Source organism: Streptomyces tamarix, assembly GCF_032423885.1.
Taxonomy (GTDB): domain Bacteria; phylum Actinomycetota; class Actinomycetes; order Streptomycetales; family Streptomycetaceae; genus Streptomyces; species Streptomyces tamarix.
In genome coordinates this window covers 49,299-75,488 of record NZ_JAWCTQ010000019.1, presented here as the reverse complement: position 1 = coordinate 75,488, position 26,190 = coordinate 49,299, and the positions used below count along the sequence as shown (strand labels likewise).

At 72.4% G+C, this 26,190-nt stretch carries 27 protein-coding genes; 18 read left to right on the top strand and 9 right to left on the bottom strand.

From position 1 onward, the window contains the following. Positions 1 to 51: 51 nt before the first annotated feature. From sepH to RND61_RS17065, 3 genes are all read right to left on the bottom strand, one after another. Entirely contained in the window at positions 52 to 1,098 is a 1,047-nt protein-coding gene (sepH, locus tag RND61_RS17075) for a septation protein SepH (protein WP_315878829.1), read from the bottom strand. A 425-nt stretch (positions 1,099 to 1,523) separates the two neighbouring features. After that, the gene (locus tag RND61_RS17070) at positions 1,524 to 2,858 is read right to left on the bottom strand and encodes a D-arabinono-1,4-lactone oxidase (protein WP_315878865.1); all 1,335 of its coding nucleotides are present in this window, start codon (positions 2,856 to 2,858) and stop codon (positions 1,524 to 1,526) included. Continuing rightward, complete coding sequence (locus RND61_RS17065) at positions 2,803 to 4,098, bottom strand: MFS transporter (RefSeq protein ID WP_315878828.1); 1,296 nt, start codon at positions 4,096 to 4,098, stop codon at positions 2,803 to 2,805. Before RND61_RS17065 ends, RND61_RS17070 begins: the two co-directional genes overlap by 56 nt. A 162-nt stretch (positions 4,099 to 4,260) precedes the next feature. Here RND61_RS17065 and RND61_RS17060 point away from each other — a divergent pair, with 162 nt between their 5' ends. Both RND61_RS17060 and RND61_RS17055 read left to right on the top strand, forming a co-directional pair. After that, the gene (locus tag RND61_RS17060) at positions 4,261 to 5,388 is read left to right on the top strand and encodes a ferrochelatase (protein WP_315878864.1); all 1,128 of its coding nucleotides are present in this window, start codon (positions 4,261 to 4,263) and stop codon (positions 5,386 to 5,388) included. A gap of 9 nt (positions 5,389 to 5,397) precedes the next feature. After that, the gene (locus RND61_RS17055; protein WP_315878827.1) at positions 5,398 to 6,225 is read left to right on the top strand and encodes an inositol monophosphatase family protein; all 828 of its coding nucleotides are present in this window, start codon (positions 5,398 to 5,400) and stop codon (positions 6,223 to 6,225) included. 143 nt (positions 6,226 to 6,368) lie between these two features. On the opposite strand, the gene RND61_RS17050 is transcribed toward RND61_RS17055, so the two are convergent. Then, the gene (locus tag RND61_RS17050) at positions 6,369 to 6,542 is read right to left on the bottom strand and encodes a hypothetical protein (protein ID WP_315878826.1); all 174 of its coding nucleotides are present in this window, start codon (positions 6,540 to 6,542) and stop codon (positions 6,369 to 6,371) included. Positions 6,543 to 6,877: 335 nt separating this feature from the next. Here RND61_RS17050 and RND61_RS17045 point away from each other — a divergent pair, with 335 nt between their 5' ends. The 4 genes from RND61_RS17045 to RND61_RS17030 all read left to right on the top strand — a co-directional run bounded on the left by RND61_RS17045 (position 6,878) and on the right by RND61_RS17030 (position 10,389). Then, on the top strand, positions 6,878 to 7,531 hold the full coding sequence (locus RND61_RS17045; protein ID WP_315878825.1) for a response regulator transcription factor: 654 nt from the start codon (positions 6,878 to 6,880) through the stop codon (positions 7,529 to 7,531). A gap of 3 nt (positions 7,532 to 7,534) precedes the next feature. Continuing rightward, the gene (locus RND61_RS17040; protein WP_315878824.1) at positions 7,535 to 8,773 is read left to right on the top strand and encodes a sensor histidine kinase; all 1,239 of its coding nucleotides are present in this window, start codon (positions 7,535 to 7,537) and stop codon (positions 8,771 to 8,773) included. Between the two features lie 394 nt (positions 8,774 to 9,167). Continuing rightward, complete coding sequence (locus RND61_RS17035) at positions 9,168 to 9,464, top strand: DUF4193 domain-containing protein (protein ID WP_010471668.1); 297 nt, start codon at positions 9,168 to 9,170, stop codon at positions 9,462 to 9,464. Between the two features lie 13 nt (positions 9,465 to 9,477). Further along, complete coding sequence (locus tag RND61_RS17030; protein WP_315878823.1) at positions 9,478 to 10,389, top strand: hypothetical protein; 912 nt, start codon at positions 9,478 to 9,480, stop codon at positions 10,387 to 10,389. Here RND61_RS17030 and RND61_RS17025 read toward each other — a convergent pair. Continuing rightward, positions 10,386 to 10,901, bottom strand: a complete 516-nt coding sequence (locus tag RND61_RS17025) for a DUF3093 domain-containing protein (RefSeq protein WP_315878822.1) — start codon at positions 10,899 to 10,901, stop codon at positions 10,386 to 10,388. The genes RND61_RS17030 and RND61_RS17025 overlap by 4 nt on opposite strands. Positions 10,902 to 10,959: 58 nt before the next feature. Between RND61_RS17025 and RND61_RS17020 the strand changes: the two genes are divergently transcribed. From RND61_RS17020 to RND61_RS16990, 7 genes are all read left to right on the top strand, one after another. Then, positions 10,960 to 11,535, top strand: coding sequence for a PaaI family thioesterase (locus RND61_RS17020; RefSeq protein WP_315878821.1), 576 nt, complete (start codon positions 10,960 to 10,962; stop codon positions 11,533 to 11,535). After that, on the top strand, positions 11,535 to 12,047 hold the full coding sequence (dut, locus tag RND61_RS17015; protein ID WP_315878820.1) for a dUTP diphosphatase: 513 nt from the start codon (positions 11,535 to 11,537) through the stop codon (positions 12,045 to 12,047). The genes RND61_RS17020 and dut overlap by 1 nt, the downstream gene beginning before the upstream one ends. A gap of 1 nt (position 12,048) precedes the next feature. Further along, positions 12,049 to 12,819, top strand: coding sequence for a DUF3710 domain-containing protein (locus tag RND61_RS17010; protein ID WP_315878819.1), 771 nt, complete (start codon positions 12,049 to 12,051; stop codon positions 12,817 to 12,819). Positions 12,820 to 12,964: 145 nt separating this feature from the next. Then, entirely contained in the window at positions 12,965 to 15,535 is a 2,571-nt protein-coding gene (locus RND61_RS17005) for an ATP-binding protein (RefSeq protein WP_315878818.1), read from the top strand. Further along, entirely contained in the window at positions 15,532 to 16,218 is a 687-nt protein-coding gene (locus RND61_RS17000; protein ID WP_315878817.1) for a response regulator, read from the top strand. Before RND61_RS17005 ends, RND61_RS17000 begins: the two co-directional genes overlap by 4 nt. Positions 16,219 to 16,287: 69 nt before the next feature. Beyond that, positions 16,288 to 16,686, top strand: a complete 399-nt coding sequence (locus RND61_RS16995; protein WP_315878816.1) for an OB-fold nucleic acid binding domain-containing protein — start codon at positions 16,288 to 16,290, stop codon at positions 16,684 to 16,686. Between the two features lie 3 nt (positions 16,687 to 16,689). Next, positions 16,690 to 17,487, top strand: a complete 798-nt coding sequence (locus RND61_RS16990) for a DUF3159 domain-containing protein (protein WP_315878815.1) — start codon at positions 16,690 to 16,692, stop codon at positions 17,485 to 17,487. A 116-nt stretch (positions 17,488 to 17,603) separates the two neighbouring features. Here RND61_RS16990 and RND61_RS16985 read toward each other — a convergent pair whose 3' ends face one another. Continuing rightward, positions 17,604 to 18,281 (bottom strand): potassium channel family protein, encoded by a 678-nt coding sequence (locus RND61_RS16985; RefSeq protein WP_315878814.1) that lies wholly within the window; start codon positions 18,279 to 18,281, stop codon positions 17,604 to 17,606. Then, a complete protein-coding gene (locus RND61_RS16980; protein ID WP_315878813.1) occupies positions 18,281 to 18,949 on the bottom strand; it encodes a potassium channel family protein in 669 nt (222 codons plus the stop codon). The genes RND61_RS16985 and RND61_RS16980 overlap by 1 nt, the downstream gene beginning before the upstream one ends. 209 nt (positions 18,950 to 19,158) lie before the next feature. Here RND61_RS16980 and RND61_RS16975 point away from each other — a divergent pair, with 209 nt between their 5' ends. The 4 genes from RND61_RS16975 to RND61_RS16960 all read left to right on the top strand — a co-directional run bounded on the left by RND61_RS16975 (position 19,159) and on the right by RND61_RS16960 (position 24,222). Further along, positions 19,159 to 21,216, top strand: coding sequence for an APC family permease (locus RND61_RS16975; RefSeq protein WP_315878812.1), 2,058 nt, complete (start codon positions 19,159 to 19,161; stop codon positions 21,214 to 21,216). A 116-nt stretch (positions 21,217 to 21,332) separates the two neighbouring features. Continuing rightward, positions 21,333 to 22,664 (top strand): class I SAM-dependent RNA methyltransferase, encoded by a 1,332-nt coding sequence (locus RND61_RS16970; protein WP_315878811.1) that lies wholly within the window; start codon positions 21,333 to 21,335, stop codon positions 22,662 to 22,664. A gap of 302 nt (positions 22,665 to 22,966) precedes the next feature. Then, positions 22,967 to 23,821 (top strand): IS5 family transposase, encoded by an 855-nt coding sequence (locus tag RND61_RS16965; RefSeq protein WP_315878810.1) that lies wholly within the window; start codon positions 22,967 to 22,969, stop codon positions 23,819 to 23,821. Continuing rightward, on the top strand, positions 23,818 to 24,222 hold the full coding sequence (locus RND61_RS16960) for a hypothetical protein (protein WP_315878809.1): 405 nt from the start codon (positions 23,818 to 23,820) through the stop codon (positions 24,220 to 24,222). Before RND61_RS16965 ends, RND61_RS16960 begins: the two co-directional genes overlap by 4 nt. 6 nt (positions 24,223 to 24,228) lie before the next feature. On the opposite strand, the gene RND61_RS16955 is transcribed toward RND61_RS16960, so the two are convergent. Continuing rightward, complete coding sequence (locus tag RND61_RS16955) at positions 24,229 to 25,449, bottom strand: pyridoxal phosphate-dependent aminotransferase (RefSeq protein ID WP_315878808.1); 1,221 nt, start codon at positions 25,447 to 25,449, stop codon at positions 24,229 to 24,231. A gap of 44 nt (positions 25,450 to 25,493) precedes the next feature. Further along, positions 25,494 to 25,661, bottom strand: coding sequence for a hypothetical protein (locus RND61_RS16950; RefSeq protein WP_315878807.1), 168 nt, complete (start codon positions 25,659 to 25,661; stop codon positions 25,494 to 25,496). Between the two features lie 150 nt (positions 25,662 to 25,811). Between RND61_RS16950 and RND61_RS16945 the strand changes: the two genes are divergently transcribed. Then, positions 25,812 to 26,189 (top strand): ArsR/SmtB family transcription factor, encoded by a 378-nt coding sequence (locus RND61_RS16945; RefSeq protein ID WP_315878806.1) that lies wholly within the window; start codon positions 25,812 to 25,814, stop codon positions 26,187 to 26,189. Position 26,190 lies beyond the last annotated feature (1 nt).

Genomic DNA, 26,190 nt, shown 5'->3' with positions numbered 1-26,190 from the left:
GGTCCCGCCGCGGGGGGCCCGCGCGGGTCCGGTGCGCGGGGCGGGCCCCGGCTACTCCTGCTTCTTGCGGCGCGTGCCGAAGACGATCTCGTCCCAGCTCGGGACCGCCGCCCGGCGGCCCGGGCGGACGCCGTCGGCCTCCGCCTGGCGGTCCGTCGTGCCGATCAGGCGGTCGCGGTGGCCGCTCACCGAGCGGGGCATCAGGACGTCCGCGTACGCCGAGCCGGCGCCGGCCGACGCGGCGGGGGCCGGGGGCTCCTCGGCGTCCGGCTCGCTGTCGGGCTCGGCCGCCGCCCCGTCCGTCCCGGTCGGCAGGTCGGGGACGACCATGTCGCCGCGGAAGTTGGGCACCGCCTCCAGGAGGCTGGTCAGCGAGTCCCGCTCGGACTCCTCCGCGGGCTCGGCGCTCGGGGCGGGCGGCGCGGACCGCTCGCGCGGCAGCCGCGCGATGCGCGGGACGAACGGGAAGCTCGGCTCCGGCACGGCCACCGCGTCGTCGGTCTCGCCGATCAGCGCGCGGGCCTCGGCGTCCACGGCCTGGACGAGCCGCCGCGGCGGGTCGTACGTCCAGCTCGCCGTGTGGACCTCGCCGGCGACCCGGTAGACGAGCAGCACCTCCCACGTGCCGTCGTCGCGGCGCCAGGAGTCCCACGCCACGGTGTCCTTCTCGGCGCCGCGCAGCAGCAGCCGCTCCTGCACCGCCTCGCCGAGCTGCGGACCCGCGTTCTCGCCGGGGCGGCGGACGGGGGTCTTCCGGGCCCGCTCCGCCATGAAGGCGCGCTCCGCGAGCACGGGTCCCTCGAAGCGGCGGACGCGCTCGACGGGGATGCCCGCGAGCTGGGCGACCTCCTCGGCGGAGGCACCGGCTCGTATCCGCGCCTGGATGTCCCGGGGCCGCAGGTGGCTCTCCACCTCGATCTCGATCTGGCCGAGTCGGGGACGGTCGTTGCGGACGGCGGCGCGCAGCCGCTCGTCAATCGGAAGCGTGTACTCCGTGTTGTCCGCAGCCTTCAGCACCAGTCGTGTGCCGTCGTTGGAGACGGCCACGACACGCAGTTCGGGCATGGGGACCTCCCGGGTGGTGCCTGCCGACGTCACGTGCGTCGCTGCTTCCGCTAGTCGAGTGTGGCCTGCCCGGGTGCAGCCTGCCACAACCTTGCCGAGTTGACCGGCGTGTCGGGCGTGGGCCCTGGAACGCCGTCATGGCACGGTAACCCATTCCGCAACTCGACGTGACCGAACCGTCACGCTCCGTCGCGGGCTCCCGTGCGGTATGGCGGCGCCGCCGGATCGAGTGCCATTTTCGGCCCCTCCCGTCGATCCTGGGCATCCGTGAGGGACCGATGCCCAGGGTTCGCCACAGTACTCCATTCGGGCCATGTCGGTGGACCGGCGCGCCGCCGAAGTTCTCGCGGTGTCCGGCGATCGACCCTCCGACAGGGTCTCGCCGACGAGGGCGTGACGGGAGGAAACGGTCGAAAGGGAGCTAGGTGCGGCTCCCTCGGGCGGTGCCGTGCGCGGTGTCAGTCACCCAGCACCCGCCGCAGATAGGGGTTGCCGAAGAGACGGTCGGGATCCAGCCGGTCGCGCAGCGCCACGAACTCCCCGAACCGGGGGTACGCCTCCGCCAGGTACGCCGCGTCGCGCGTGTGCACCTTGCCCCAGTGCGGCCGGCCCCCGTGCGCCGTCATGATCCGCTCCGCCGCCGTGAAGTACGCCCGATAGGGGGTGCCCCGGTACATGTGGACCGCGATGTACGCGGTGTCCCGTCCCGACGCCGTCGACAGCGTGATGTCGTCGGCCGGCGCCGTCCGCACCTCCACCGGGAAACTCACCCGCAGCGGCGAGCGGTCCACCACCGCCTTCAGCTCCCGCAGGGCGGCCACCGCCGCCTCCCGCGGAACGGCGTACTCCATCTCCACGAACCGCACCCGGCGCGGACTGGTGAAGACCTTGTACGGGATGTCCGTGTACGTCCGCGCCGACAGCGCCCGGCTGGACAGCCGCGCGATCGCCGGGACCGCCGCGGGCAGGGCCCGCCCGAAGGAGTTGGCCACCTGGAACACGCCGTTGGACAGGAACTCGTCCTCGAACCAGCCGCTCACCGCGCCCGGCGGGTCCGCGGGGCCCAGGCTGCGGTTGTTCCGCTTGGTGTTGCAGTTGCCCGTGTGGGGGAACCAGTAGAACTCGAAGTGCTCGTTCTCCGCGTACAACTGCTCGAACTCGGCCGTGACCCGGTCGAAGCCCATCGGCTCCTCGCGCGCGGTGAGCAGGAACATCGGCTCCACCGCGAAGGTGACCGCCGAGACGACGCCCAGCGCGCCCAGGCCGACCCGGGCGGCGGCAAAGACCTCCGGCTCCACCTCCTCGGAGCAGGCCGTCACCCGCCCGTCCGCCGTCACCAGCTCCAGCTCCCGGACCTGCGCGGCGAGCGACGCCGAGTCCCGGCCCGTCCCGTGGGTCCCGGTGCTGATCGCGCCCGCGACCGTCTGCTCCATGATGTCGCCCATGTTGGCGAGCGACAGGCCCTCCCGGGCCAGCGCCGCGTTCAGCCGCTTCAGCGGCGTACCCGACTCCACGGTCACGGTCATCGAGGCGCGGTCGATCCGCCGGATCCCGGTGAGCAGGTCGGGGCGGATCAGCAGCCCGTCCGTCGCGGCTATCGACGTGAACGAGTGGCCCGTCCCCACCGTCTTGACCCGCAGGCCGTCGTCGGCGGCGCTCCGCACCGCGTCCGCCAGCTCCCCCACGGACGCCGGCCGCGCCTCCCGCGCGGGCCGGACGGAGACGTTCCCCGCCCAGTTACGCCAGGTGCCGCTCGCCCTGCTCCGGCCGCCCCTCCTGCCGAGACCGCCCAGGTTGCTCAGACTGCTCAGGGTCCTGCTGCGCACGCTGCCCCTCCCGCGTCGGCACCGGCCTGTTCAGCCGGCGGTACCCCAGGAACGCCACCGCGGCCGCCAGCACCCCCGCCAGACCGGGCACCGCGTACCCCGCGTCCGCTCCGTGCACGGCGACCACCCATCCCGAGATCGACGTGCCGAGCGCCACACCGACCGCGAGCCCGGTTCCGGTCCAGGTCATGCCCTCGGTGAGCTTGCCGCGCGGTACGTGCGCCTCCACCAGGGCCATGGTGGTCACCATCGTCGGCGCGATGGCGAGGCCCGCGGCGAAGAGCGCCACGGCCAGCAACGGAAGGTTCCCGGCCAGTTGGAGGGGGATCATACTCACGGCCATCGCGAGCACACCCACGACCCAGCGGCGGGCGGGGGCGCCCTTCAGCCGCAGCATCCCGAACACGGCGCCCGCCAGGCACGAACCGCCCGCGTACACCGCGAGCACCAGGCTCGACGCCGTCTTGTGGCCCTGCTCCTCGGCGAACGCCACCGTCACCACGTCGACCGCGCCGAAGATCGCGCCGGTCGCGACGAACGCCACCACCAGCACCTGCAGACCGGGGGAGCGCAGCGCGCTCGTCCGCGCCGCCCCGTGCTTCTCGACCGGGTGGGGCGCCGGCTCGGTGGCCCGCTGCGCGGTCAGCCACCACGCGCCGACCAGCAGGAACATCCCGGCCAGCAGCGGGCCCGCCGCCGGGAACCAGATCGTCGACAGGCCGATCGAGAGGGGTGGGCCCAGGATGAAGCACACCTCGTCGACGATGGACTCCAGCGAGTACGCCGTGTGCAACTCCTGCGGCCTGCCCCGGTAGATCTCCGCCCACCGCGCGCGGGTCATGGCACCGATGCTCGGCACGCAGCCCGCGGCCAGCGCGCACACGAACAGCGTCCAGTCCGGCAGCTCCCCCTGCGCGCAGAGCACCAGCGCGCCGATGGCCACCACGGACACCAGCGTCGCCGGCCGCAGCACGCGGCGCTGCCCGTACCGGTCGACGAACCGGGACACCTGCGGGCCCAGCACCGCCGCCGACAGCGCCAGCGTGCCGGTCAGCAGGCCGGCGAGCCCGTACCGGCCCGACAGCTCCGTGACCATCGTCAGGACGCCCACGCCCGTCATGGCGAGCGGCATCCGGCCGATGAGGCCGGCGGCGGAGAACCCCAGGGTGCCGGGGGCGGCGAAGATCGCACGATAGGGACTGGGCAAGGGGCACTCCGGAGCGGGGGTGGGGCACGGCCGGCGGGGGCGACCGGCGAGGTAAGGCGCATGGACAGCCTTGACAGGTTACGGCCGAATGGAGGAGCGCGCACGGCGGTTTCCCCGCCGTCAGTGCCGGGTGGCAGGATCGGAGCCATGTCCGATCAGCGTGTGCCCGACCAGCGTGACCCCGCCCCGTACGACGCCCTGCTGCTGCTCTCCTTCGGCGGCCCGGAGGGACCCGAGGACGTGGTCCCGTTCCTGGAGAACGTGACGAGGGGCCGGGGCATCCCCAAGGAGCGCCTCAAGGAGGTCGGACAGCACTACTTCCTGTTCGGCGGCGTCAGTCCCATCAACGACCAGTGCCGGGCGCTGCTCGCCGCCCTCCGCGAGGACTTCGCCGCCGCCGGCCTCGACCTGCCGGTCTACTGGGGCAACCGCAACTGGGCGCCGTACCTGACGGACACGCTCCGCGAGATGGTCCGCGACGGGCGGCGCCGCATCGCCGTCCTCGCCACCAGCGCCTACGCCTCGTACTCCGGCTGCCGGCAGTACCGGGAGAACCTCGCCGACGCGCTCGCCGCGCTGGAGGCGGAGGGCCTGCCGCTGCCGAAGGTCGACAAGCTGCGGCACTACTTCAACCACCCCGGCTTCGTCGAGCCCATGGTCGAGGGCGTCCTGAGCTCCCTCGCCGAGTTGGACGAACCGGTCCGCGCCGGCGCCCACCTCGCCTTCACCACGCACTCGATCCCCGACTCCGCCGCCGACACGTCCGGCCCGGTCGGGGAACACGGCGAGGGCGGCGCGTACGTCAGGCAGCACCTCGACGTGGCCCGCCTCATCGCCGGGGCCGTACGGGAGCGCACCGGCGTCGACCACCCCTGGAAGCTCGTGTACCAGTCCCGCAGCGGCGCCCCGCACGTCCCGTGGCTGGAGCCGGACATCTGCGACCACCTGGAGGAGCTGCACGAGGCGGGCGCCCCGGCCGCCGTGATGGTGCCCATCGGCTTCGTCTCGGACCACATGGAGGTCCTGTACGACCTGGACACGGAGGCCACCGCGAAGGCCGCCGAGCTGGGCCTGCCCGTGCGCCGCTCGGCCACCGTGGGCGCCGACCCGCGCTTCGCCGCCGCCGTCCGGGACCTGCTCCTGGAGCGGGCCGCCACCGAACGCGGCGCCGCCGTCGAGCGGTGCGCCCTGGGCGCGCTGGGACCCTCGCACGACCTGTGCCCCGTCGGCTGCTGCCCCGCCCGCGCCAAGCGGCCCGCCGCGGCCGGCGCCGACAGCCCGTACGCCTGAGGAGGCCCCGTGACCGATCCGCTGCCGCACGATCCGGCCGACGACCCGCTGCTGGACGAGCTCCTGGCCGTCGCCCTGGAGGCCGCGCGCCGCGCGGGCGCGCTGCTGCGCGACGGGCGCCCGGCCGACCTGGGCGTCGCCGCGACCAAGTCGAGCCCCATCGACGTGGTCACCGAGATGGACATCGCCGCCGAGAAGCTGATCACCGACCACCTCGCGGAGCACCGCCCGCACGACGGTCTGCTCGGCGAGGAGGGCGGCGCCGCGGAGGGCACCAGCGGCATCCGCTGGGTCGTCGACCCGCTGGACGGCACGGTGAACTACCTCTACGGCCTGCCGACGTGGGCGGTGTCCATCGCCGCCGAGCGGGACGGCGAGGCGCTCGTCGGCGTCGTGGAGGTCCCGATGCGGGGGGAGACGTTCCGGGCCGTACGGGGCCGGGGCGCCCGTCTGGGGGAGCGGCGGCTGCGCTGCCGGCCGGCCCCGCCCCTGGACCAGGCCCTCGTGTCGACCGGGTTCAACTACGTCACGACGGTCCGCGCCCACCAGGCGGAGGTGGCCCACCGGCTGGTCCCCCTCGTGCGGGACATCCGCCGCAGCGGCTCGGCCGCCGTCGACCTGGCCGACGTGGCCGCCGGTCGGCTGGACGGCTACTACGAGCGGGGGCTCCGCCCCTGGGACCGGGCGGCGGGGGCGCTCATCGCGCGCGAGGCGGGCGCCCTGACCGGCGGTCGCCCCGGCGGGCCGGAGACCGACGACCTCACGGTGGCGGCGGTACCGGGCGTCTTCGAGCCGCTCCAGGCCCTCCTGGAGGACTTCGGCGCCTGGCACGACTGACGGGGCCCGGGCCCGCGCCCGGTCGCCGCGCCCGACCCGCCGCCGGGCCCGGCGCCCCCGATCCGCCGCCGGGCCGCACCGGTCCGTACGCGCGCGAAGGCCCCGGGTCCCAGGGGGACGCCGGGGCCTTCGCGGTCGGGTCGTCAGGCGGAGACCACGGAGACCTCCACTCCGTGTTCCGCCGCCAGGCGGCGGAGGTCGTCCAGCTCCGCCTGCTCGACGTCGGCCAGGAAGTCGTCTCCGGTCTCCCGCGCCCGCGTCAGGTCGGTTTCCGTCGCCCTTATGCGCTGCAGCAGTCCTGCGGTGAAAGCGTCCATGATGCGCCCCCTCGTCATGGGTCGGTTGGCACGGGGTGTGCCGAGGGTGGGTTCGGATCACGCACAGCGCCTCTGGGGGACAGAGCGGCTCGTGGCGTGCCACATACAGGGCGTGATCTCGGGTGTGCAGTCGTCCTCCCCAAGGGCGGCCCCGCGGAAACCTCGCAAACCCGGGAGTGTCGCGAACGCGTCGGGCCGCACCCGTCCCGCGGGCCCGGCCACCGGCCGACTTACAGCCGGTTTACGCGTGTAAGGGGGAGGATGGCCAGGACACCGGCGATCCCGCCGGTGTCCAAGACCTGCCCGGATCCGGGCTCGGAGGAAGGAACAGCGCCGTGCGCGTACTCGTCGTCGAGGACGAGCAACTGCTCGCCGATGCGGTGGCCACCGGACTGCGCCGGGAGGCCATGGCCGTCGACGTCGTGTACGACGGGGCCGCCGCCCTGGAGCGCGTCGGCGTCAACGACTACGACGTCGTCGTCCTCGACCGCGACCTGCCCCTCGTCCACGGGGACGACGTCTGCCGCAAGATCGTCGAGCTGGGCATGCCGACCCGCGTGCTGATGCTCACCGCGTCCGGTGACGTCAGCGACCGGGTCGAGGGCCTGGAGCTGGGCGCCGACGACTACCTGCCCAAGCCGTTCGCGTTCAGCGAGCTGATCGCCCGCGTCCGCGCGCTGGGCCGGCGCACGACCGTGCCGCTGCCGCCCGTCCTGGAGCGGGCCGGGATCAAGCTCGACCCGAACCGTCGCGAGGTGTTCCGCGACGGCCGGGAGGTCCAGCTGGCCCCGAAGGAGTTCGCCGTGCTGGAGGTGCTGATGCGCAGCGAGGGTGCCGTCGTCTCCGCCGAGCAGCTCCTGGAGAAGGCGTGGGACGAGAACACCGACCCCTTCACCAACGTCGTCCGCGTCACGGTCATGACCCTCCGCCGCAAGCTCGGCGAACCGCCGGTCATCATCACCGTGCCCGGCTCCGGCTACCGGATCTGACCCGTGACAGGCACGCCCACACCACGCGCGGCACCCCCCAAACCGACCTGGGACCCCCGGATCCCGGCCCGCCCCCTGCTGCGGCCGACGATCCGGATACGGCTCACCCTGCTCTACGGCGGCATGTTCCTGATCGCCGGGGTCCTGCTGCTGTCGATCATCTACCTGCTCACCCGGCAGGCCCTCTACATCAGCACCGACGACCTGCCCTTCAGGCTGCTGACCGGCCAGGTCGACGCGAACTTCGACTGGTGCCGGCTGCCCGCGGAAGGGGTGACGGCCGACCAGTTCAACGACGCCATGGCCGCCTGCCTCCAGCACCAGCGCGACCTGGCCCTCGACGACCTGCTGCGGCGCTCGCTGTTCGCCCTGCTGGGCCTCAGCATCATCGCGTTCGCCTTCGGGTACGCCATGGCGGGCCGGGTGCTGTCCCCGCTGGGCCGGATCACCCGCACCGCCCGCCAGGTCGCCGGCTCGGACCTGAGCCGCCGCATCAAGCTGGCCGGTCCGGACGACGAGCTGAAGGAGCTGGCGGACACCTTCGACGAGATGCTGGACCGGCTGGAGCGGGCCTTCACCGCCCAGCAGCGGTTCGTCGCCAACGCCTCCCACGAGCTGCGCACCCCGTTGGCGATCAACCGCACCCTCCTGGAGGTGCACCTGTCCGACCCCGCCGCCCCCGTGGAGATGCGGGAGCTCGGCAAGGCGCTGCTGGCCACCAACGAGCGCAGCGAGCAGCTCGTGGAGGGGCTGCTGCTGCTGGCCCGCAGTGAGAACCAGATCGTGGAGCGCAAGCCCGTCGACATCGCGGAGGTGGCGTCCCGCGCCATCGACCAGGTGCGCGGGGAGGCCGAGGCGAAGGGCGTGGAGTTCCGCGGCGAGCGCGTCCCGGCCGTCGTCCAGGGCAACGGCGTGCTCCTGGAGCGCATCGCCCTGAACCTCGTCCAGAACGCCGTCCGCTACAACGTCCCCGAGGACGGCTGGGTGGAGGTCACGACGGCCGTCGAGGGCGGCCAGGCGGTACTGGTGGTCTCGAACACGGGGCCGGTCGTCCCGGCGTACGAGATCGACAACCTCTTCGAGCCCTTCCGGCGACTGCGGGAGGAGCGGACGGGCAGTGACCGGGGCGTCGGGCTCGGTCTGTCGATCGTCCGGTCGGTGGCGCGCGCCCACGGCGGGCGGATCACCGCGGTCCCCCGTGAGGGCGGCGGGCTCGTGATGCGCGTCACGCTGCCGCGCTGACCCACCGCTCGGTGCATCTCCGGTGTTCGCTGTACGCGGAATTTCCCGAAGGGGGCGAACGCGGCGCGCTGTGTGATCGATCACAAGGGCTTACTTCCGGACCCTCACCCTGTGTGAGGAATTTTAGCCCCCTAAAACCATGAAAAGTCCGGGTTTCCAGGCGGCCGGATTACGGGAAGTACACGGGGTGGTGCCTGTGAAGCGCACGATGGCGACCGTGTACGGTCCCGTTCGCCACCCAAACCCGATCACTCAAGAGGGGTCCGGTTGGGTGTCGATTGAGTAACAGACCTTGATGTGAGGCAAAATCTCCGCCTCAGGTCGGGCACAAGTCCGGCCTCTCACGCGTTACGTGCGCTGGAGACACCGCAAACACCCAGAGGGGGAGAGTGACATGGCTACGGACTACGACACCCCACGCAAGACCGATGACGACGTCGACCAGGACAGTCTCGAAGAGCTGAAGGCCCGGCGGAACGACAAGTCGACCTCCGCGGTCGACGTCGACGAGTTCGAGGCCGCCGAGGGCCTGGAGCTCCCGGGCGCCGACCTTTCCAACGAGGAGCTGGCCGTCCGCGTCCTGCCGAAGCAGGCGGACGAGTTCACGTGCATGAGCTGCTTCCTCGTGCACCACCGCAGCCAGCTGGCTCGGGAGAAGAACGGCCAGCCGATCTGCCGAGACTGCGACTGAGGAGCGGTCGGTCGTGGCAGGCGAGACCCCGTTCAGGAAGAGGCTCGGCTTCCGCGGGAAGCCGGAGACCTCCCAGGGCGGCCCGGGGCCGGCGGACGGCGCCCACGGGGCGCCCGCCGAGCCCTCCGCCCCCCTGCCCTCCCCCGACGCGCGTGACGGCGGGCGGGGTCCCGCGGCCTCGCTCGAACCCGCCGGCGACGGCGCCCGGCCCCGCCGGTCCCTGTCCGCCACCGGCTCGCGCGGCGTGGACCTCGTCCGGCGCGGCGTGCGCAAGGGCGGCGCGGGAGCCCGGGCCGGCCTCGCGTACCTGGCCGACCGGATCATCGAGAACGCCCCGCGCGTTCCCGTACGGGACCTGGCCACCCTCCGCGGGCAGTTCCCGGGCCTCGGGCCCGAGCAGCTCGCCGACAAGCTGGTCGCGGGCGCCGCGGCGGCCTCGGCCACGGTGGGCGCCGGAGTCGGCGCGGCCGCCGCGCTGCCCGTACCCCCGGCGATGCCCGCCGAACTGGCCGCCGAGGTCACCGGCATCGCCGCCATCGAGCTGAAGCTCATCGCCGAGCTCCACGAGGTCTACGGCCAGCGGCCGCCCGGCAACCTCAAGGAGCGCTCCACGGCCTACCTGACGGCCTGGACGGAGGAGCGCGGCATCGACGTCACCAAACCCACCACCGTGAACGCGGCCCTGGGCGGCCGGATGAAGCGCGAACTGCGCCAGCAGATCATGAAGCGCACCGTGCGGAACCTGCCGAACCTGCTCCCGTTCATGATCGGCGCCACCGTCGGCGCCGTGATGAACCGCCGCGACACGAAGAAGCTCGCCGAGCGGATCCGCAACGACCTGCGCACCCGCCAGGTCCCCTGGGACGCCCTCCCCGCCCTGCCCCCGCTGGAGCAGCCGGAGAACCCCAAGGAGCTCGGCCACTAGACCCGCCGGAGCCCCGGGCCCGCCGGCCGCTGGCGGCCGACCACCGCCTCCTGCGCCTGCCGGATCGCCGCCGCCAGGCCCTCGGGGTCGCGGGTCGACAGGTACACGTACGGCGTGGGGTCGGCCGGGTCGGTCACCTCGACGCGCACCGCGCCCGGGATGTAGCCGCGCAGCACCATGAACGCCCGCGGGTCCGCCTTGTACGTGCGCCAGGCCCGCGCTTCCTCGGCGTCCAGGGCCTCCGGCTCGCCCAGCGCCTCCACCGGGATCCGCGCGTCCCCCGCGACCAGGGAACCGGCCACCACGCGCACGCGCGCGGAGCCGTACGAGCTGACGCAGATCGCCGCGAGCGCCCCCGCGACGATGATCCCGCCGAGCATCGGCACCGCGCCCAGCGGCATGGCCACCAGGCCCCCGGACAACCCCAGCAGGGCGGCGATCAGCCACCACGGACCGGGGGCGGTGAGTCGTTCGTCGTACTGCGGGGCCGAAGGGCGGTCGGAAGGCTGCATACACCCAAGCTTGGCACGGGGCGACCGCCGCGCCGCCGCGCGGGTAAGGTCTGCGGCTGTGAGCACTGCACTGACGCCCCCGGACGGGGCCCGGCCGCCGGTACGGCACCCCGACGCGCCCGCCCCGGGCGAGCTCCTCGGGGCCCACTACGCGTACTGCTTCGGCTGCGGCGACGGCCAGCCCCACGGACTGCACCTGGAGGCCAGGGCCGGCGAGGGCGTGTCCGTCACCGCCGAGTTCACCGTCACCCCCGACCACCAGGGCGCCCCCGGACTCGCCCACGGCGGCGTCCTCGCGACCGCGCTCGACGAGACGCTGGGCTCCCTCAACTGGCTGCTGCGGGTGATCGCCGTGACCGGCCGGCTGGAGACCGACTTCGCCCTCCCCGTGCCCGTCGGCACCGTCCTCCACCTGGAGGCCGAGGTCACCGCGGTCCACGGCCGGAAGATCTACTCCACGGCCACCGGCCGGATCGGCGGTCCCGAAGGACCCGTCGCCGTCCGCGCCGACGCCCTCTTCGTCGAAGTCAAGGTCGACCACTTCATCGACAACGGCCGCCCGGAGGAGATCCGGGCGGCGATGGACGACCCCGACCAGGTCCGGCGCGCCCGCGCCTTCGAGGTGAACCCCTGATGCGCAACCCTGTCGACGTGCTGATCCGCCGCCTGGACCCCGAGGTCCCCCTCCCGTCGTACGGGCACCCCGGCGACGCCGGCGCCGACCTCGTCACCACCGAGGCCGTCGACCTCGCCCCCGGCGAGCGCGCGGTCCTCCCCACCGGGGTGTCGATCGCCCTCCCGGACGGGTACGCGGCCTTCGTACACCCGCGCTCCGGGCTGGCCGCCCGGCTGGGCGTCGGGATGGTGAATGCCCCGGGGACCGTCGATGCCGGGTACCGTGGAGAGATCAAGGTGATCGTGGTCAACCTGGATCCGCGCGAGAGCGTCCGGTTCGAACGGTTCGACCGGATCGCCCAACTGGTCGTTCAGCAGGTCGAGAAGGTCCGCTTCCACGAGGTGGCGGAGCTTCCCGGCTCGGCACGGGGCGAGGGGGGCTTCGGATCCACGGGCGGGCACGCCGCCGTGGGTGGCTGGACGGGTGGGAATCCATACGCAGCGGTCGTAACCGACCGGGAAGGACAGTGACGTGTTCGGACGTCGCAAGAAGGCCAGTGCCGCCGAGAACGCGGCGAGCGAGGCCGAGCAGGTCGTCGACGCGGTCGACACCGACGAGGCGGCGGAGGAGGGCGGCCCCCGCCGGGTGAACCTTCCGCCGGCGCCCCGGCCGGACGGGCCGTGGGACGTCTCCGAGGTCTCCAAGCCCGAGGAGGGGCGCGTCGACCTGGGCGGCCTCTTCGTCCCCGGCGTCGAGGGCATGGAGCTGCGCGTCGAGGTCGCGGGGGACGCGATCGTCGCGGCGACGGTCGTCCTGCGGGACAGCGCGATCCAGCTGCAGGCGTTCGCCGCCCCCAAGAACGAGGGCATCTGGGGCGAGGTCCGCGAGGAGATCGCCTCCGGCATCACCCAGCAGGGCGGCGTCATCGACGAGGTCGAGGGCCCCCTCGGCTGGGAGCTGCGCGCCCGGGTCCCGGTGCAGCTGCCGGACGGCACGGGCGGCGTCCAACTGGTGCGGTTCGTCGGCGTCGACGGCCCCCGCTGGTTCCTGCGCGGGGTCATCTCCGGACAGGGCGCCGTCCAGCCGGAGGCCGCCGGACTGCTGGAGCAGATCTTCCGGGACACGGTCGTCGTACGCGGTGAGGGCCCGATGGCCCCGCGCGACCCGATCGTCCTGAAGCTGCCGAGCGACGCGCAGATGGTCCCCGAGGGCGTCCAGACCGAGGGCCAGCCCGCCGGCTCCCGCTTCTCCGGCGACATGGGACAGCTCCAGCGCGGCCCGGAGATCACCGAGATCCGCTGACCGCGTCGCGAGGGGGCGGGCCACCGGGCACAGGGCGTCAGAATCCCGGCAGGACCTCCCGGACACCGCCCCCGTCCGGTTTCGCCTCACCGCCGGCCGTAAGGTCGACGCTGCGCGGGCGCGGTGCCCGGAAGAGGATGAGGCGATGGGACGCGGCAAGCTACGGATCTACCTCGGCGCGGCGCCGGGGGTCGGCAAGACGTACGCGATGCTGTCCGAGGCCCACCGCCGCGCCGGACGCGGCACCGACTGCGTCGTCGCCTTCGTCGCGCACCACTCCCGGCCCCGCACCGAGGCGCTGCTGACCGGCCTGGAGCAGGTCCCCCGCCGGACCGTCGAGCACCGGGGCGCGGTCCTCGCCGAGATGGACGTCGACGCCGTCCTGGCCCGGCGCCCCGCCGTCGCCCTCGTCGACGAGCTGGCCCACACCAACGCCCCCGGCTCCCGCAACACCAAGCGCTGGCAGGACGTCGAGGACCTGCTCGCCGCCGGGATCGACGTCGTCTCGACCGTCAACATCCAGCACCTGGAGTCCCTCGGCGACGTCGTCGAGGCCATCACCGGCGTACGGCAGCAGGAGACCGTCCCCGACGAGGTCGTCCGCCGCGCCGACCAGATCGAACTGGTCGACATGTCGCCCGAGGCGCTGCGCCGCCGCATGGCCCACGGCAACATCTACGCCCCGGACAAGGTCGACGCCGCCCTCGCCGACTACTTCCGCCCCGGCAACCTCACCGCCCTGCGCGAACTGGCCCTGCTGTGGACCGCCGACCGCGTCGACGAGTACCTCCAGCAGTACCGCAGGGACCACAGCGTCTCGACGATCTGGGGCTCCCGCGAACGCATCGTCGTCGGCCTGACCGGCGGCGGCGAGGGCCGCACCCTCATCCGCCGCGCCGCCCGGCTCGCGGAGAAGGGCGCCGGCGGCGAGGTCCTCGCCGTGTACGTGGCCCGCGGCGACGGGCTGACCTCCGCCTCCCCGAAGGAACTGGCCCTCCAGCGGACCCTCGTCGAGGACCTCGGCGGCACCTTCCACCACGTCATCGGCGACGACATACCCGCCGCGCTGCTGGAGTTCGCCCGCGCCCACAACGCCACGCAGATAGTCCTCGGCGCCAGCCGCCGCAAGAGCTGGCAGTACGTGTTCGGGCCCGGCGTCGGCGGAACCGTCGCCCGCGACTCCGGACCCGACCTCGACGTCCACATCGTCACCCACGGCGCCGCCGGCCGCGGACGCGGCCTGCCCGCCGCCCGCCGGAGCCGCCTCAGCCGCGTCCGCAGCGCCTGGGGCTGGAGCGTCGGCGTCCTCGGCCCGTGCCTCCTCACCTGGGTGCTCTCGGTCCTCGAAGCGGGCGCCGACACCGGGCCCGGCCTCGCCAACGACATGCTGCTGTTCCTGGCGCTCACCGTCGCGGCGGCCCTCCTCGGCGGCCTGCTCCCCGCCCTGGCCTCCGCCGCGGCGGGCTCCCTCCTCCTCAACTGGTACTTCACCCCGCCCACCCGCACCTGGACCGTCGACGACCCGGAGAACATGGTGGCCATCGCCGTGTTCTTCGCGGTCGCCGCGTCCGTCGCCTCCGTCGTGGACACCGCCGCCCGCCGCACCCAGCAGGCGGCGCGGCTGCGCGCCGAGTCGGAGATCCTCTCCTTCCTCGCCGGGAGCGTCCTGCGCGGCGACACCACCCTCGACGGGCTCCTCCAAGGGGTCCGCGAGACCTTCGCCATGGAGTCCGTGGCGCTCCTGGAACGCCCCGACGACCGCGCCCCGTGGACCTGTGCCGCCCACGCCGGCCCCGGCCGGCCGCCGGCCCGACCCGAGGACGCCGACGTCGACATGCCCGTCGGCGACCACCTCGCGCTCGCCCTGACCGGCCGCGTCCTGCCCGCCGAGGACCGCCGCGTCCTCGGCGCCTTCGCCGCGCAGGCCGCCGTCGTCCTCGACCGGCAGCGGCTCGTCGGCCAGGCCGAGGAGGCCCGCGGGCTCGCGGAGGGCAACAAGATCCGTACGGCGCTGCTGGCCGCCGTCTCCCACGACCTGCGCACCCCGCTCGCCGCGATCAAGGCCGCCGTCTCCTCCCTCCGCTCCGACGACGTCGAGTGGTCCGACGAGGACCGCGCCGACCTCCTCGAAGGCATCGAGGACGGCGCCGACCGCCTCGACCACCTCGTCGGCAACCTCCTCGACATGTCCCGCCTCCAGACCGGCACCGTCACCCCGCTGCTGCGCGTCACCGACCTCGACGAGGTCGTCCCGATGGCGCTCGGCGGCGTCCCCGAGGGCAGCGTCGACCTCGACGTCCCCGAGTCGCTGCCCATGGTCACCGTCGACCGCGGCCTGCTCGAACGGGCCGTCGCCAACCTCGTCGAGAACGCCGTGAAGTACGCCCCCGACCACAGCCGCGTCCTCGTCTCCGCCAGCGCCCACGCCGACCGCGTCGAGCTGCGCGTCATCGACCGCGGCCCCGGCGTCCCCGACGAGGCGAAGGAACGGATCTTCGCCCCCTTCCAGCGGTACGGCGACGCCCCGCGCGGCGCCGGAGTGGGCCTCGGCCTCGCCGTCGCCCGCGGCTTCGCCGAGGCCATGCACGGCACCCTGACCGCGGAGGACACCCCCGGCGGCGGGCTCACCATGGTCCTCACCCTCCGCGCCGCGCGGGCCCGTACCGCGGACGGCCGTGCCGATCCCCGCCCCCTACAGAAAGCAGGCCCCTCATGACGCGGGTGCTCGTGGTCGACGACGAGCCGCAGATCGTACGCGCCCTCGTGATCAACCTGAAGGCACGCAGGTACGAGGTCGACTCCGCATCCGACGGGGCGACCGCCCTCACCCTCGCCGCCCACCGCCACCCCGACGTGGTCGTCCTCGACCTCGGGCTGCCCGACATGGACGGCGTCGACGTCATCAAGGGCCTGCGCGGCTGGTCCCGCGTGCCCATCCTCGTGCTCTCCGCCCGCCACACCTCCGACGAGAAGGTCGAGGCTCTCGACGCGGGCGCCGACGACTACGTCACCAAGCCGTTCGGCATGGACGAGCTGCTGGCCCGGCTGCGGGCCGCCGTGCGCCGCGCCGAGCCGGTCGGCGGCGGGGACGGGGACGTGGCCGTCGTGGAGACCGCGGGCTTCACCGTCGACCTCGCCGCGAAGAAGGTCAACCGGGGCGGCAAGGACGTCCGGCTCACCCCGACCGAGTGGCACCTGCTGGAGGTCCTGGTCCGCAACGCCGGACGGCTCGTCGGCCAGAAGCAGCTCCTCCAGGAGGTCTGGGGCCCCTCGTACGGCACCGAGACGAACTACCTGCGCGTCTACATGGCGCAGTTGCGGCGCAAGCTGGAGGCCGACCCGTCGCACCCGAGGCACTTCGTCACCGAGCCCGGCATGGGCTACCGGTTCGAGCGCTGACCTGCGGCGCACCGCGCGGCGGGGCGGCGGAACCGGGTCGCCGGAACAACGCCCCGGTAGGCTTTCCGTATGAGTGCTGCACCGCGTACAGAGAGGCCCGGCGGCCGCTTCCGCCGCATGCTGGACCGCCTGTCCAGCTCGCAGGGCGAACTCGAGTCCGAGGAGCTCCAGGAGGACGCGGAGGCGACGGGCTGCACCCGCATCTCGGACTGCGGTGACCGCCAGATCGTGAAGGTGACTGGTACCTTGCGGACGGTCACCCTGCGCCCGCGGGCCGGAGTGCCGGCCCTGGAGGCGGAACTCTTCGACGGCACCGCCCCGCTGGACGTGGTGTGGCTGGGCCGGCGGTCCATCCTGGGCATCGAGCCGGGCCGCAGGCTCATAGCCTCGGGCCGGATCTCCATGAGCCAGGGGCGCAGGGTCCTCTTCAATCCGAAATACGAGCTCCGACCGCTCGGACAGGAGTAGCCGGTGACGTCACTCGACAAGCCGACCACCGACGAAGGCGGCCCCTGGGGGCCCGACGGCCACGGCACCGCCCCGGACGGACCGGACGGCCCCCGCGCCCAGGACGCCGCCGAGGCGCGGGCCGGCCGGGACGACGCCAAGGCCGTGACCGAGGCCGCGCTGTTCGACGCGTTCGGCGGGGTCCGCGGCATGGTGGAGACCGTCGTGCCCGGCCTCCTCTTCGTCACGATCTTCACCGTCAACAAGGACCTGCACGCCTCCGCCCTCGCGGCGCTCGCGGTGTCCCTGCTGCTCGTCGTCGTCCGGCTGGTCCGCCGCGACACCGTCAAGCACGCCTTCAGCGGCGTCTTCGGCGTCGCCTTCGGCGTCGTCTTCGCGATGATGACGGGCAACGCCAAGGACTTCTACCTGCCCGGCATGCTGTACACGCTGGGCCTGGGCCTCGCGTACGTCGTCACGACGCTGGCCGGTGTCCCGCTGATCGGGCTGATCCTCGGCCCGGTCTTCAAGGAGAACCTCTCCTGGCGCACCCGCAACCCCGGCCGCAAGAAGGCGTACGCCAAGGCCAGCTACGCCTGGGGCTTCATCCTGCTGGGCAAGTGCGCGATCCTCTTCCCCCTGTACTGGTGGGCCGACACGACCCAGCTCGGCTGGGTCCTCATCGCGCTGAAGATCCCGCCCTTCCTGCTCGCCGTCTACCTGACGTGGGTGTTCCTCGCGAAGGCGCCGCCGCCGATCGACGTCTTCGCGGAGATGGAGGAGGCCGAGCGCGCCGAGAAGGAGCGCGAAGCCAGGGCCTGACACCGGCAACGCGCACGAGGAGGGCCGGGGACCGATCGCGGTCCCCGGCCCTCCTCGTACGGAGTTGCGGACTGCCGGAACGGGGCGCCCGCGCGCCCGTGCCGGAGCGGCCCGGATCAGCCCGCGGCGTCCTCGCGGCGGACCGACAGCAGGTCCTCCAACTGCTCCTCGCGCGCCTGCGCGGCCACGAACAGCAGCTCGTCACCGGCCTCCAGCGTCTCCTCCGCACCCGGCGTGAGGACCCGCGAACCACGGATGATCGTCACCAGCGACGTGTCCTGCGGCCACGCCACGTCCCCGACGCGCGTACCGGCGATCGCCGACTCCGGCGGCAGGGTCAGCTCGACCAGGTTCGCGTCGCCGTGGCTGAAGCGCAGCAGCCGGACCAGGTCGCCGACGCTCACCGCCTCCTCCACCAGCGCCGACATCAGACGCGGCGTCGACACGGCGACGTCCACGCCCCACGCCTCGGTGAACAGCCACTCGTTCTTCGGGTTGTTGACCCGCGCGACGACCCGGGGAACCCCGTACTCGGTCTTCGCGAGCAGCGACACGACGAGGTTCACCTTGTCGTCACCCGTCGCCGCGATCACGACGTGGCACCGCTGCAGCGCCGCCTCGTCCAGGGACGTGATCTCACAGGCGTCGGCCAGCAGCCACTCCGCCTGCGGCACCCGCTCCACCGAGATGGCGGTCGGCGCCTTGTCGACGAGCAGCACCTCGTGCCCGTTCTCCAGCAGCTCGCCCGCGATGGAACGACCCACCGCGCCCGCGCCGGCGATGGCGACCCGCATCAGTGACCGCTCCCCTCGGGGCCGTGGGCGAAGGCCGCCTCGACCTGCTCGACCTCGTCCGTCCGCATCATCACGTGCACCAGATCGCCGTCCTGCAGCACCGTCTGCGACGTCGGCAGGATCGCCTCGCCCAGCCGCGTCAGGAACGCCACGCGGACCCCCGTCTCCTCCTGGATCGTGCTCACCTTGTGGCCGATCCACGCGGGGGAGATGTACACCTCCGCGAGCTGCACCCCGCCGCTCGGGTCCCGCCACAGCTCCTCGGCGCCGGACGGCAGCAGCCGCCGCAGCATCTGGTCGGCGGTCCACCGCACCGTGGCGACCGTGGGGATGCCGAGCCGCTGGTACACCTCGGCGCGCCGGGGGTCGTAGATCCGGGCGGCGACGTTCTCGACGCCGAACATCTCGCGCGCCACCCGCGCCGCGATGATGTTGGAATTGTCACCGCTGCTGACCGCGGCGAACGCCCCGGCCTCCTCGATGCCCGCCTCGCGCAGGGTGTCCTGGTCGAACCCGACGCCGGTGACACGCCGTCCACCGAAGCCGGAACCGAGGCGCCGGAAGGCCGTGGGGTCCTGGTCGACGACGGCGACCGTGTGACCCTGCCGCTCCAAGGTCTGCGCCAGTTCGGCGCCGACACGGCCGCAGCCCATGATCACAATATGCACGTTCGACTACCCCGCGCTCCTGGTCACCTTGCTGACCTGCGAAAACACCCTGCTCACTCTTCTCTCTCAGCCTGCGTGCGGTGCTGTCTCGGAATGAGCTTATGCCCCGATCAGGCGGTTGCCCTCATCCGCGTCCGGGAGCCGACGACGCGTCGAACACGCCACCCACGGGTGAGCGGCACCCATTTCGAACGCTTACGATCCTCTGCGTGTCCAAACTGACCGACGTGCCCAAACGGATCCTGATCGGCCGGGCCCTGCGCAGCGACAGGCTGGGGGAGACGCTCCTCTCCAAGCGCATCGCGCTCCCCGTCTTCGCCTCCGACCCGCTCTCCTCGGTGGCGTACGCACCGGGCGAGGTCCTGCTGGTCCTGTCCATCGCGGGTGCCTCGGCGTACGCGTTCAGCCCGTGGATCGCGGCCGCCGTCGTGATCCTCATGTTCACGGTCGTCGCCTCGTACCGGCAGAACGTCCACGCCTACCCCAGCGGCGGCGGCGACTACGAGGTCGCCCAGACCAACCTCGGTCCGCGCGCCGGACTCGGCGTCGCCAGCGCGCTCCTCGTCGACTACGTGCTCACCGTCGCCGTGTCGATCTCCTCCGGCGTGGAGAACCTCGGCTCCGCCATCCCGTTCGTCGTCGAGCACAAGACGGCGTCCGCCGTCGCGATCATCGTGCTCCTCACCCTGATGAACCTCCGCGGCGTCAAGGAGTCCGGCCGCCTCTTCGCCATCCCCACGTACGTCTTCGTCACCGGCGTCTTCGCCCTCATCGTCTGGGGCGCCTTCCGCGGCCTGGTCCTCGGCGACACGATGGAGGCGCCCACCGCCGACCTGGAGATCCAGGCCGAACACCAGGGCCTCGCCGGGTTCGCCCTCTTCTTCCTGCTGCTGCGCGCCTTCTCGTCCGGCTGCGCCGCGCTCACCGGCGTCGAGGCGATCAGCAACGGCGTGCCCGCCTTCCGCAAGCCCAAGAGCCGCAACGCCGCCACCACCCTCGCGCTCATGGGCGGCTTCGCCGTCACCATGTTCTGCGGCATCATCGGCCTCGCCCTCGCCACCGACGTCAAGATGGCCGAGAACCCGGCCCACGACCTGCTCCGCGACGGCGCCCCGGTCGGCCCCGAGTACACCCAGGAACCGGTGATCTCCCAGGTCGCCGCCGCCGTCTTCGGTGACGGCAGCTTCCTCTTCGTCGTCCTCGCCGCCGCGACCGCGCTCGTCCTCTTCCTCGCCGCGAACACCGCGTACAACGGCTTCCCGCTCCTCGGCTCGATCCTCGCCCAGGACCGCTACCTGCCGCGCCAGCTCCACACCCGCGGCGACCGGCTCGCCTTCTCCAACGGCATCGTGCTGCTCGCCGCCGCCGCCGCGGTCCTCGTCTACCTCTACGACGCCGAGGTCACCCGGCTCATCCAGCTCTACATCGTCGGCGTCTTCGTCTCCTTCACGCTCAGCCAGACCGGCATGGTCCGCCACTGGAACCGGCTCCTGAGCACCGAGGGCGACCCGGCCGCCCGGCGCCGCATGGTCCGCTCCCGCGCGATCAACTCGTTCGGCGCGTTCTTCACCGGCCTCGTCCTGATCGTCGTCCTCATCACCAAGTTCACCCACGGCGCCTGGGTGGCGCTGCTCGGCATGGCGATCTTCTACGTGACGATGACCGCGATCCGCAAGCACTACGACCGTGTCGCGGAGGAGCTCGCCGCCCCCGAGGGCCCCAGCGAGGACAGCGTCCGCCCGGCCCGCGTCCACTCCATCGTCCTCGTCTCCAAGATCCACCGCCCGACGCTCCGCGCGGTCGCCTACGCCAAGCTGATGCGCTCCGACAAGCTGGAGGCGCTCAGCATCAACGTCGACCCGACCGAGACCAAGGCCCTCACCGAGGACTGGGAGCGCCGCGGCCTCGACGTCCCGCTGAAGATCCTCGACTCCCCGTACCGGGAGATCACCCGGCCCGTCGTCGAGTACGTCAAGAGCCTGCGCCGCGAGAGCCCCCGCGACGTCATCAGCGTGATCATCCCCGAGTACGTCGTCGGCCACTGGTACGAGCAGCTCCTCCACAACCAGAGCGCCCTGCGCCTCAAGGGGCGCCTGCTGTTCACGCCCGGCGTGATGGTGACCTCCGTCCCGTACCAGCTGCGCTCCTCGGAGGCGGCGAAGCAGCGGGCGAAGAAGAACCTGGAGTGGAACGCGCCCGGCTCGGTGCGCCGCGGCCTGGTCGAGACGGGCGCGAAGCGGCCCACCCCGCCGAACGGCAAGGAGTGACGGCGAAGGGACGCGGAGAAGGGACGTAGACTGGTGGGCTGGTCGTCCGACCGGCCCGGTTGTCCGACCGCCGCGAGAACCCCTTCCCTCCTTTCTCTCCTTGGAGTCACCCCGCCATGCCGAAGAACGCACCCGAGTCCTCGCTGGTCGGCGAGGAGTACGAGGTCGAGGTCGGCCCCGTCGCGCATGGCGGCCACTGCATCGCCCGCACCGGGGAGGGCCGCGTCCTGTTCGTCCGGCACGCGCTGCCGGGCGAGCGGGTCGTCGCCCGCGTGACCGAGGGCGACGAGACGTCCCGCTTCCTGCGGGCCGACGCGGTCACCGTCCTCGACGCGTCGAAGGACCGCATCGAGGCGCCCTGCCCGTACGCCGGGCCCGGCCGCTGCGGCGGCTGCGACTGGCAGCACGCCAAGCCGGGCGCCCAGCGCCGCCTCAAGGGCGAGGTCGTCGCGGAGCAACTGCGCCGCCTCGCCGGCCTCACCCCCGAGGAGGCCGGCTGGGACGGCACGGTCGTCCCCGCCGAGGGCGACAAGCTGCCGGCCGGCGAGGTCCCGCAGTGGCGCACGCGCGTCCAGTACGCCGTCGACGCGTCCGGACGCGCGGGCCTGCGCCGCCACCGCTCCCACGAGGTCGAGCCGATCGACCACTGCATGATCGCCGCCGAGGGCGTGAGCGAGCTGGGCGTCGAGAAGCGGGAGTGGCCGGGCATGGCCTCGGTCGAGGCGATCGCCGCGACCGGCTCGCAGGACCGCCAGGTCGTCCTCACCCCGCGCCCCGGCGCCCGCCTGCCGCTCGTCGAACTCGACAAGCCGGTGTCGGTGCTGCGCGTGGAGGAGAAGGACGGCGGCGTCCACCGCGTCCACGGCCGCCCCTTCGTCCGCGAACGCGCCGACGACCGCACCTACCGCGTCGGCAACGGCGGCTTCTGGCAGGTCCACCCGAAGGCCGCCGACACCCTGGTCCGCGCCGTCATGCAGGGCCTCCTGCCCCGCAAGGGCGACACGGCCCTGGACCTGTACTGCGGCGTCGGCCTCTTCGCGGGCGCCCTCGCGGACCGCGTCGGCGACAAGGGGGCGGTCCTCGGCATCGAGTCGGGCAAGCGCGCGGTGGAGGACGCCCGCCACAACCTGCGGGACTTCGACCGGGTGCGCATCGAGCAGGGCAAGGTGGAGCAGGTCCTGCCGCGCACGGGCATCACGGAGGTCGACCTCGTCGTCCTGGACCCGCCCCGCGCGGGCGCCGGCAAGTCCGTCGTCCACCACCTCGCCGCCCTGGGCGCCCGCCGCATCGCCTACGTCGCCTGCGACCCGGCAGCCCTCGCCCGCGACCTGGCGTACTTCCGCGAGGCCGGCTACAAGCCCCGCACACTGCGGGCCTTCGACCTGTTCCCGATGACGCACCACGTGGAGTGTGTCGCCATCCTTGAGCCTGCGGAGAAGAGCTCCTGACCTGTGGTTTTGTGCGTGCGCATTATGTGCGGTGTGGGCGTTACGGGCGATATCTTGACGCTGAAATGACGCTCGTGACGCTCATTTGACGCTCGTTCTGATGGGGTGTCAGGCGCCTTGTCGGGCAGGTCAGACCCTGTCAAGGTGGCGAGCGTCGATGGGGCGCCGAGGGCGGGCGATGCTGAGCGCAGACCTACTGAGAAGGTGTTAAGTCCTGTTTCTGGTGATGTGGTGTCGCCCGTTCGTGGGTGAGGGGGTGTTTCTGCCATCGCCTCGTGTCGTGTGCATGATGAGGTCGCGGCATGGAACGGATGCCGTACGCAACCGACTTGTCCGACGAGCAGTGGGCGTTGATCGAGCCGTTGGTCACCGCGTGGAAGCAGGAGCGGGTGACCCGGTCGGCGACCGGGGACCCGGGCTCCTGCGACCTGCGTGAGGTCGTGAACGCGCTGCTCTACCAGAACCGGACGGGCTGCCAGTGGCGGCTCCTGCCGCACGACCTCCCGGCCTGGTCGGCGGTGTTCTACTACTTCACCCTGTGGCGCCAGGACGGCCTTGACCAGCGGATCCAGGAGATTCTGCGCTGCCAGGTGCGGGAGCGGTCCAGACGATTAGAGGACCCGTCCCTGGTGATCATCGACACCCAGTCCGTCCGCGTGGCGGCCGGGGTGCCGAGGGAAACGACGGGACTGGACGCGAACAAGAAGACGCCCGGCAGGAAGCGGGGACTCGCCGTCGATGTGCTGGGTTTGATCATCGGCGTGGTGGTCCTGGCGGCGAGTGCGCACGACAACGAGGCCGGTATCGCCCTGCTGGACCAGGCAGCCGAGCGATGCGGGATGCGCCAGGAGAAGGTCCTGGTCGACCAGGGCTTCAAGGACGCCGTGATCATCCACGGGGCGGTGAAGGACATCACCGTCGAGGTGGTCCGCCGCAACCCCGACGACGAAGGCAAGGGCTTCGTCCCGCAACCGAAGCGGTGGGTGGTCGAGCAGGTCAATGGCACCCTCATGCTGCAGCGGCGCCTGGCCCGGGACTACGACCACCGGCCCGACAGCTCGGTCTCCCGCGTCTACTGGGCCTCCACCGCCTGCATGCTCCGCCGCCTGACCACCCCCACCGCCGCCTGGCGGGACGACGTGGAGCTGGCCGCGTGAACGTCAGCGAACTCCTGCGGCTGCCGTGGACCGAGCACGATGAGACCGCCACCCGCGCCGGCAACCTGCGTGAGCAGATCGAGCGGCTCACCACCGCCCTTACCGAGACCGAAGTCCGCCTGGCCGAGCTCGCCGCCACCCGCAAGGTCATCGACGGCCTCACTCCACCGAGCCATGCAACGACCCCCGCGGAGACCACCACCGCGACCGTCTACCAGCGCATCGTCACCACGTTCAACGACCACCCCGAGAAGGTGTTCCGCGTCCATGACCTGCACGAGCACCTCGGCCTGCCCACCGACGAGCCCTCAATCAACATCACCCGCTCCCGCCTGGGACGACTCGTCCGCCAGGGACTCCCCGAACACCCCGGACGCGGCCGCTATCAGAAACGGACTTAACGCCCTCTAACCCCTCGTGAGCGTCGTAACGAACCCGGCAATGCGCTCCAGCGCTTCCGACAGACGTTCCGGCGGCACCGTGTAGGAGATACGGACGTGGTCGGGAGCGGCGAAGTCGGCACCGGGGACGACGGCCACCTTCGCGCGGGCGAGGAGCAGCTCGGCGAAGTCGGCGGCCGAGGTGATGGTGCGGTCGCCGACGCGGTGCCCGTAGGTGCCGGAGACGTCGGCGAAGACGAAGAAGGCGCCGCGTGCGTCCGCGTCGACCCGTACGCCCGGTACGGCGGCGAGGGCTTGGAGCGTGGACCGGCGCCTCTCATCGAGCGCCGCACGCCGCTTGTCGAGTTCTTCTTCGAGGTCTGCTGTCAGTGCACCGAGAGCCGCCCGCTGGGAGATCGAGGACGGCGCCGATGCGGTGTGGCTTTGCACGGCGCTGATCACCTTGGCCACCGAGGCGGGAGCCGCCACCCAGCCGATGCGCCAGCCTGTCATGGCGAAGGTTTTGGATACCCCGCCGATGGTGAGTGTACGGGCCGCCACCTCGGGGCTCAGGGCGGCGACGCTGGTGAAGGCGCTGCCGTAGACCCAGTGGTCGCAGATCTCGTCGCTGATGAGCGTGAGGTCGTGTTCCACGGCCACGTCGGCCAGCGCGGCCAGTTCGTCACGGGTGTAGACGGCGCCGGACGGGTTCGCCGGGCTGTTCAGGAGCAGGACGCGGGTGCGCGGGGTGATCGCCTTCCGCACCTGGTCCGGAGTGATCTTCAGGCCGCCGTCGGGCGCCGGGTGCACCTCTACGGGGACGCCGCCGGCAAGGGTGACCATGTGCGGATAGCTGACCCAGTACGGGGCCGGGATGAGCACTTCGTCGCCTTGGTCGAGCAGGACGTTGAAGGCGTAGTGCAGGGCCTGCTTGGCGCCGGCCGTGATGACCACGTCTTCCGCTGCGTACGAGGTGGCATGCCGGTTCAGGTACGCGGCGACGGCGGTGCGCAGTTCCGGTATGCCTGCGGCGGGGGTGTAGCGCGTGAAGTCCTCTTCGATCGCTGCCGCGGCGGCCCGGGCGGCGGGTTCGACTGTCGGGAACGCCGGTTCGCCGCTGGTGAGGTTGATGACGTCCACGCCGCTGGCGATGAGGTGCTTGGCGTGGGCGTCCAGGGCGGCGGTGGCGGAAGGCGGCAGGTGGGCTGCCCGGCTCGCCAGGCGTATGGCCGTCGTCGTGGTGGTCATGGGTCCTTCAAGGTCGGTTGGAGGGCGTGCAGGCGGGCTGCGGGTCAGAAGTGGATCAGGCTGGCGGCGTGCAGGGTCTGGTCGCGGTGTGCCTCGGCTCGGCTGCTCACGTCACTCACTCGGGAGCAGCTGTCGCAGAACTGCACGCCCCTGGGCTCGGTGCTGCGGGTGGAGGAGAAGACCTTTCGGACGGTGCGGAGCGCGGCGGTCATGACGACCCCTTCCATAGATGGTTGTCGATGGTTTTGAGTATGGGGCAACTCATCGATGCTCGTCAATGGGTTTTGCTGTTGCGGGTGCGGTAAGTCCGCTTCACGGGTGGCTATGGACGTGCGGGGGCGCACTCCGTCAGATTGGTACGCATGATCGAGCAGTTGTCTCCCGTCTTGGCCGCCGCCTGCGGACCCGTCTCTTGTCAGGCCCCGATGACGTCGCAGCAGGCGGTGGACCTGGCAGCGGTGTTCAAGGTCCTTGCCGACCCCGTACGGTTGCGCATCGCCAGCGTCGTGGCGTGCTGCCCCATGGGCGAGATGTGCATGGGGGACATCGCCGCCCAGTTCGACGTGTCCGGGCCGACGGTGAGCCACCACCTGCGCAAGCTGCGCGAAGCGGGCGTGCTCGTCAATGAGCGGCGCGCTAACGAGGTGTACTACCGGATCCTGCCCGAGCGGCTGGGAGCCGCCTTCGGGCAGTTGATGTCCCTCGGTATCGCGGACGGTGTCCCACCGCGCACCGCCTGAC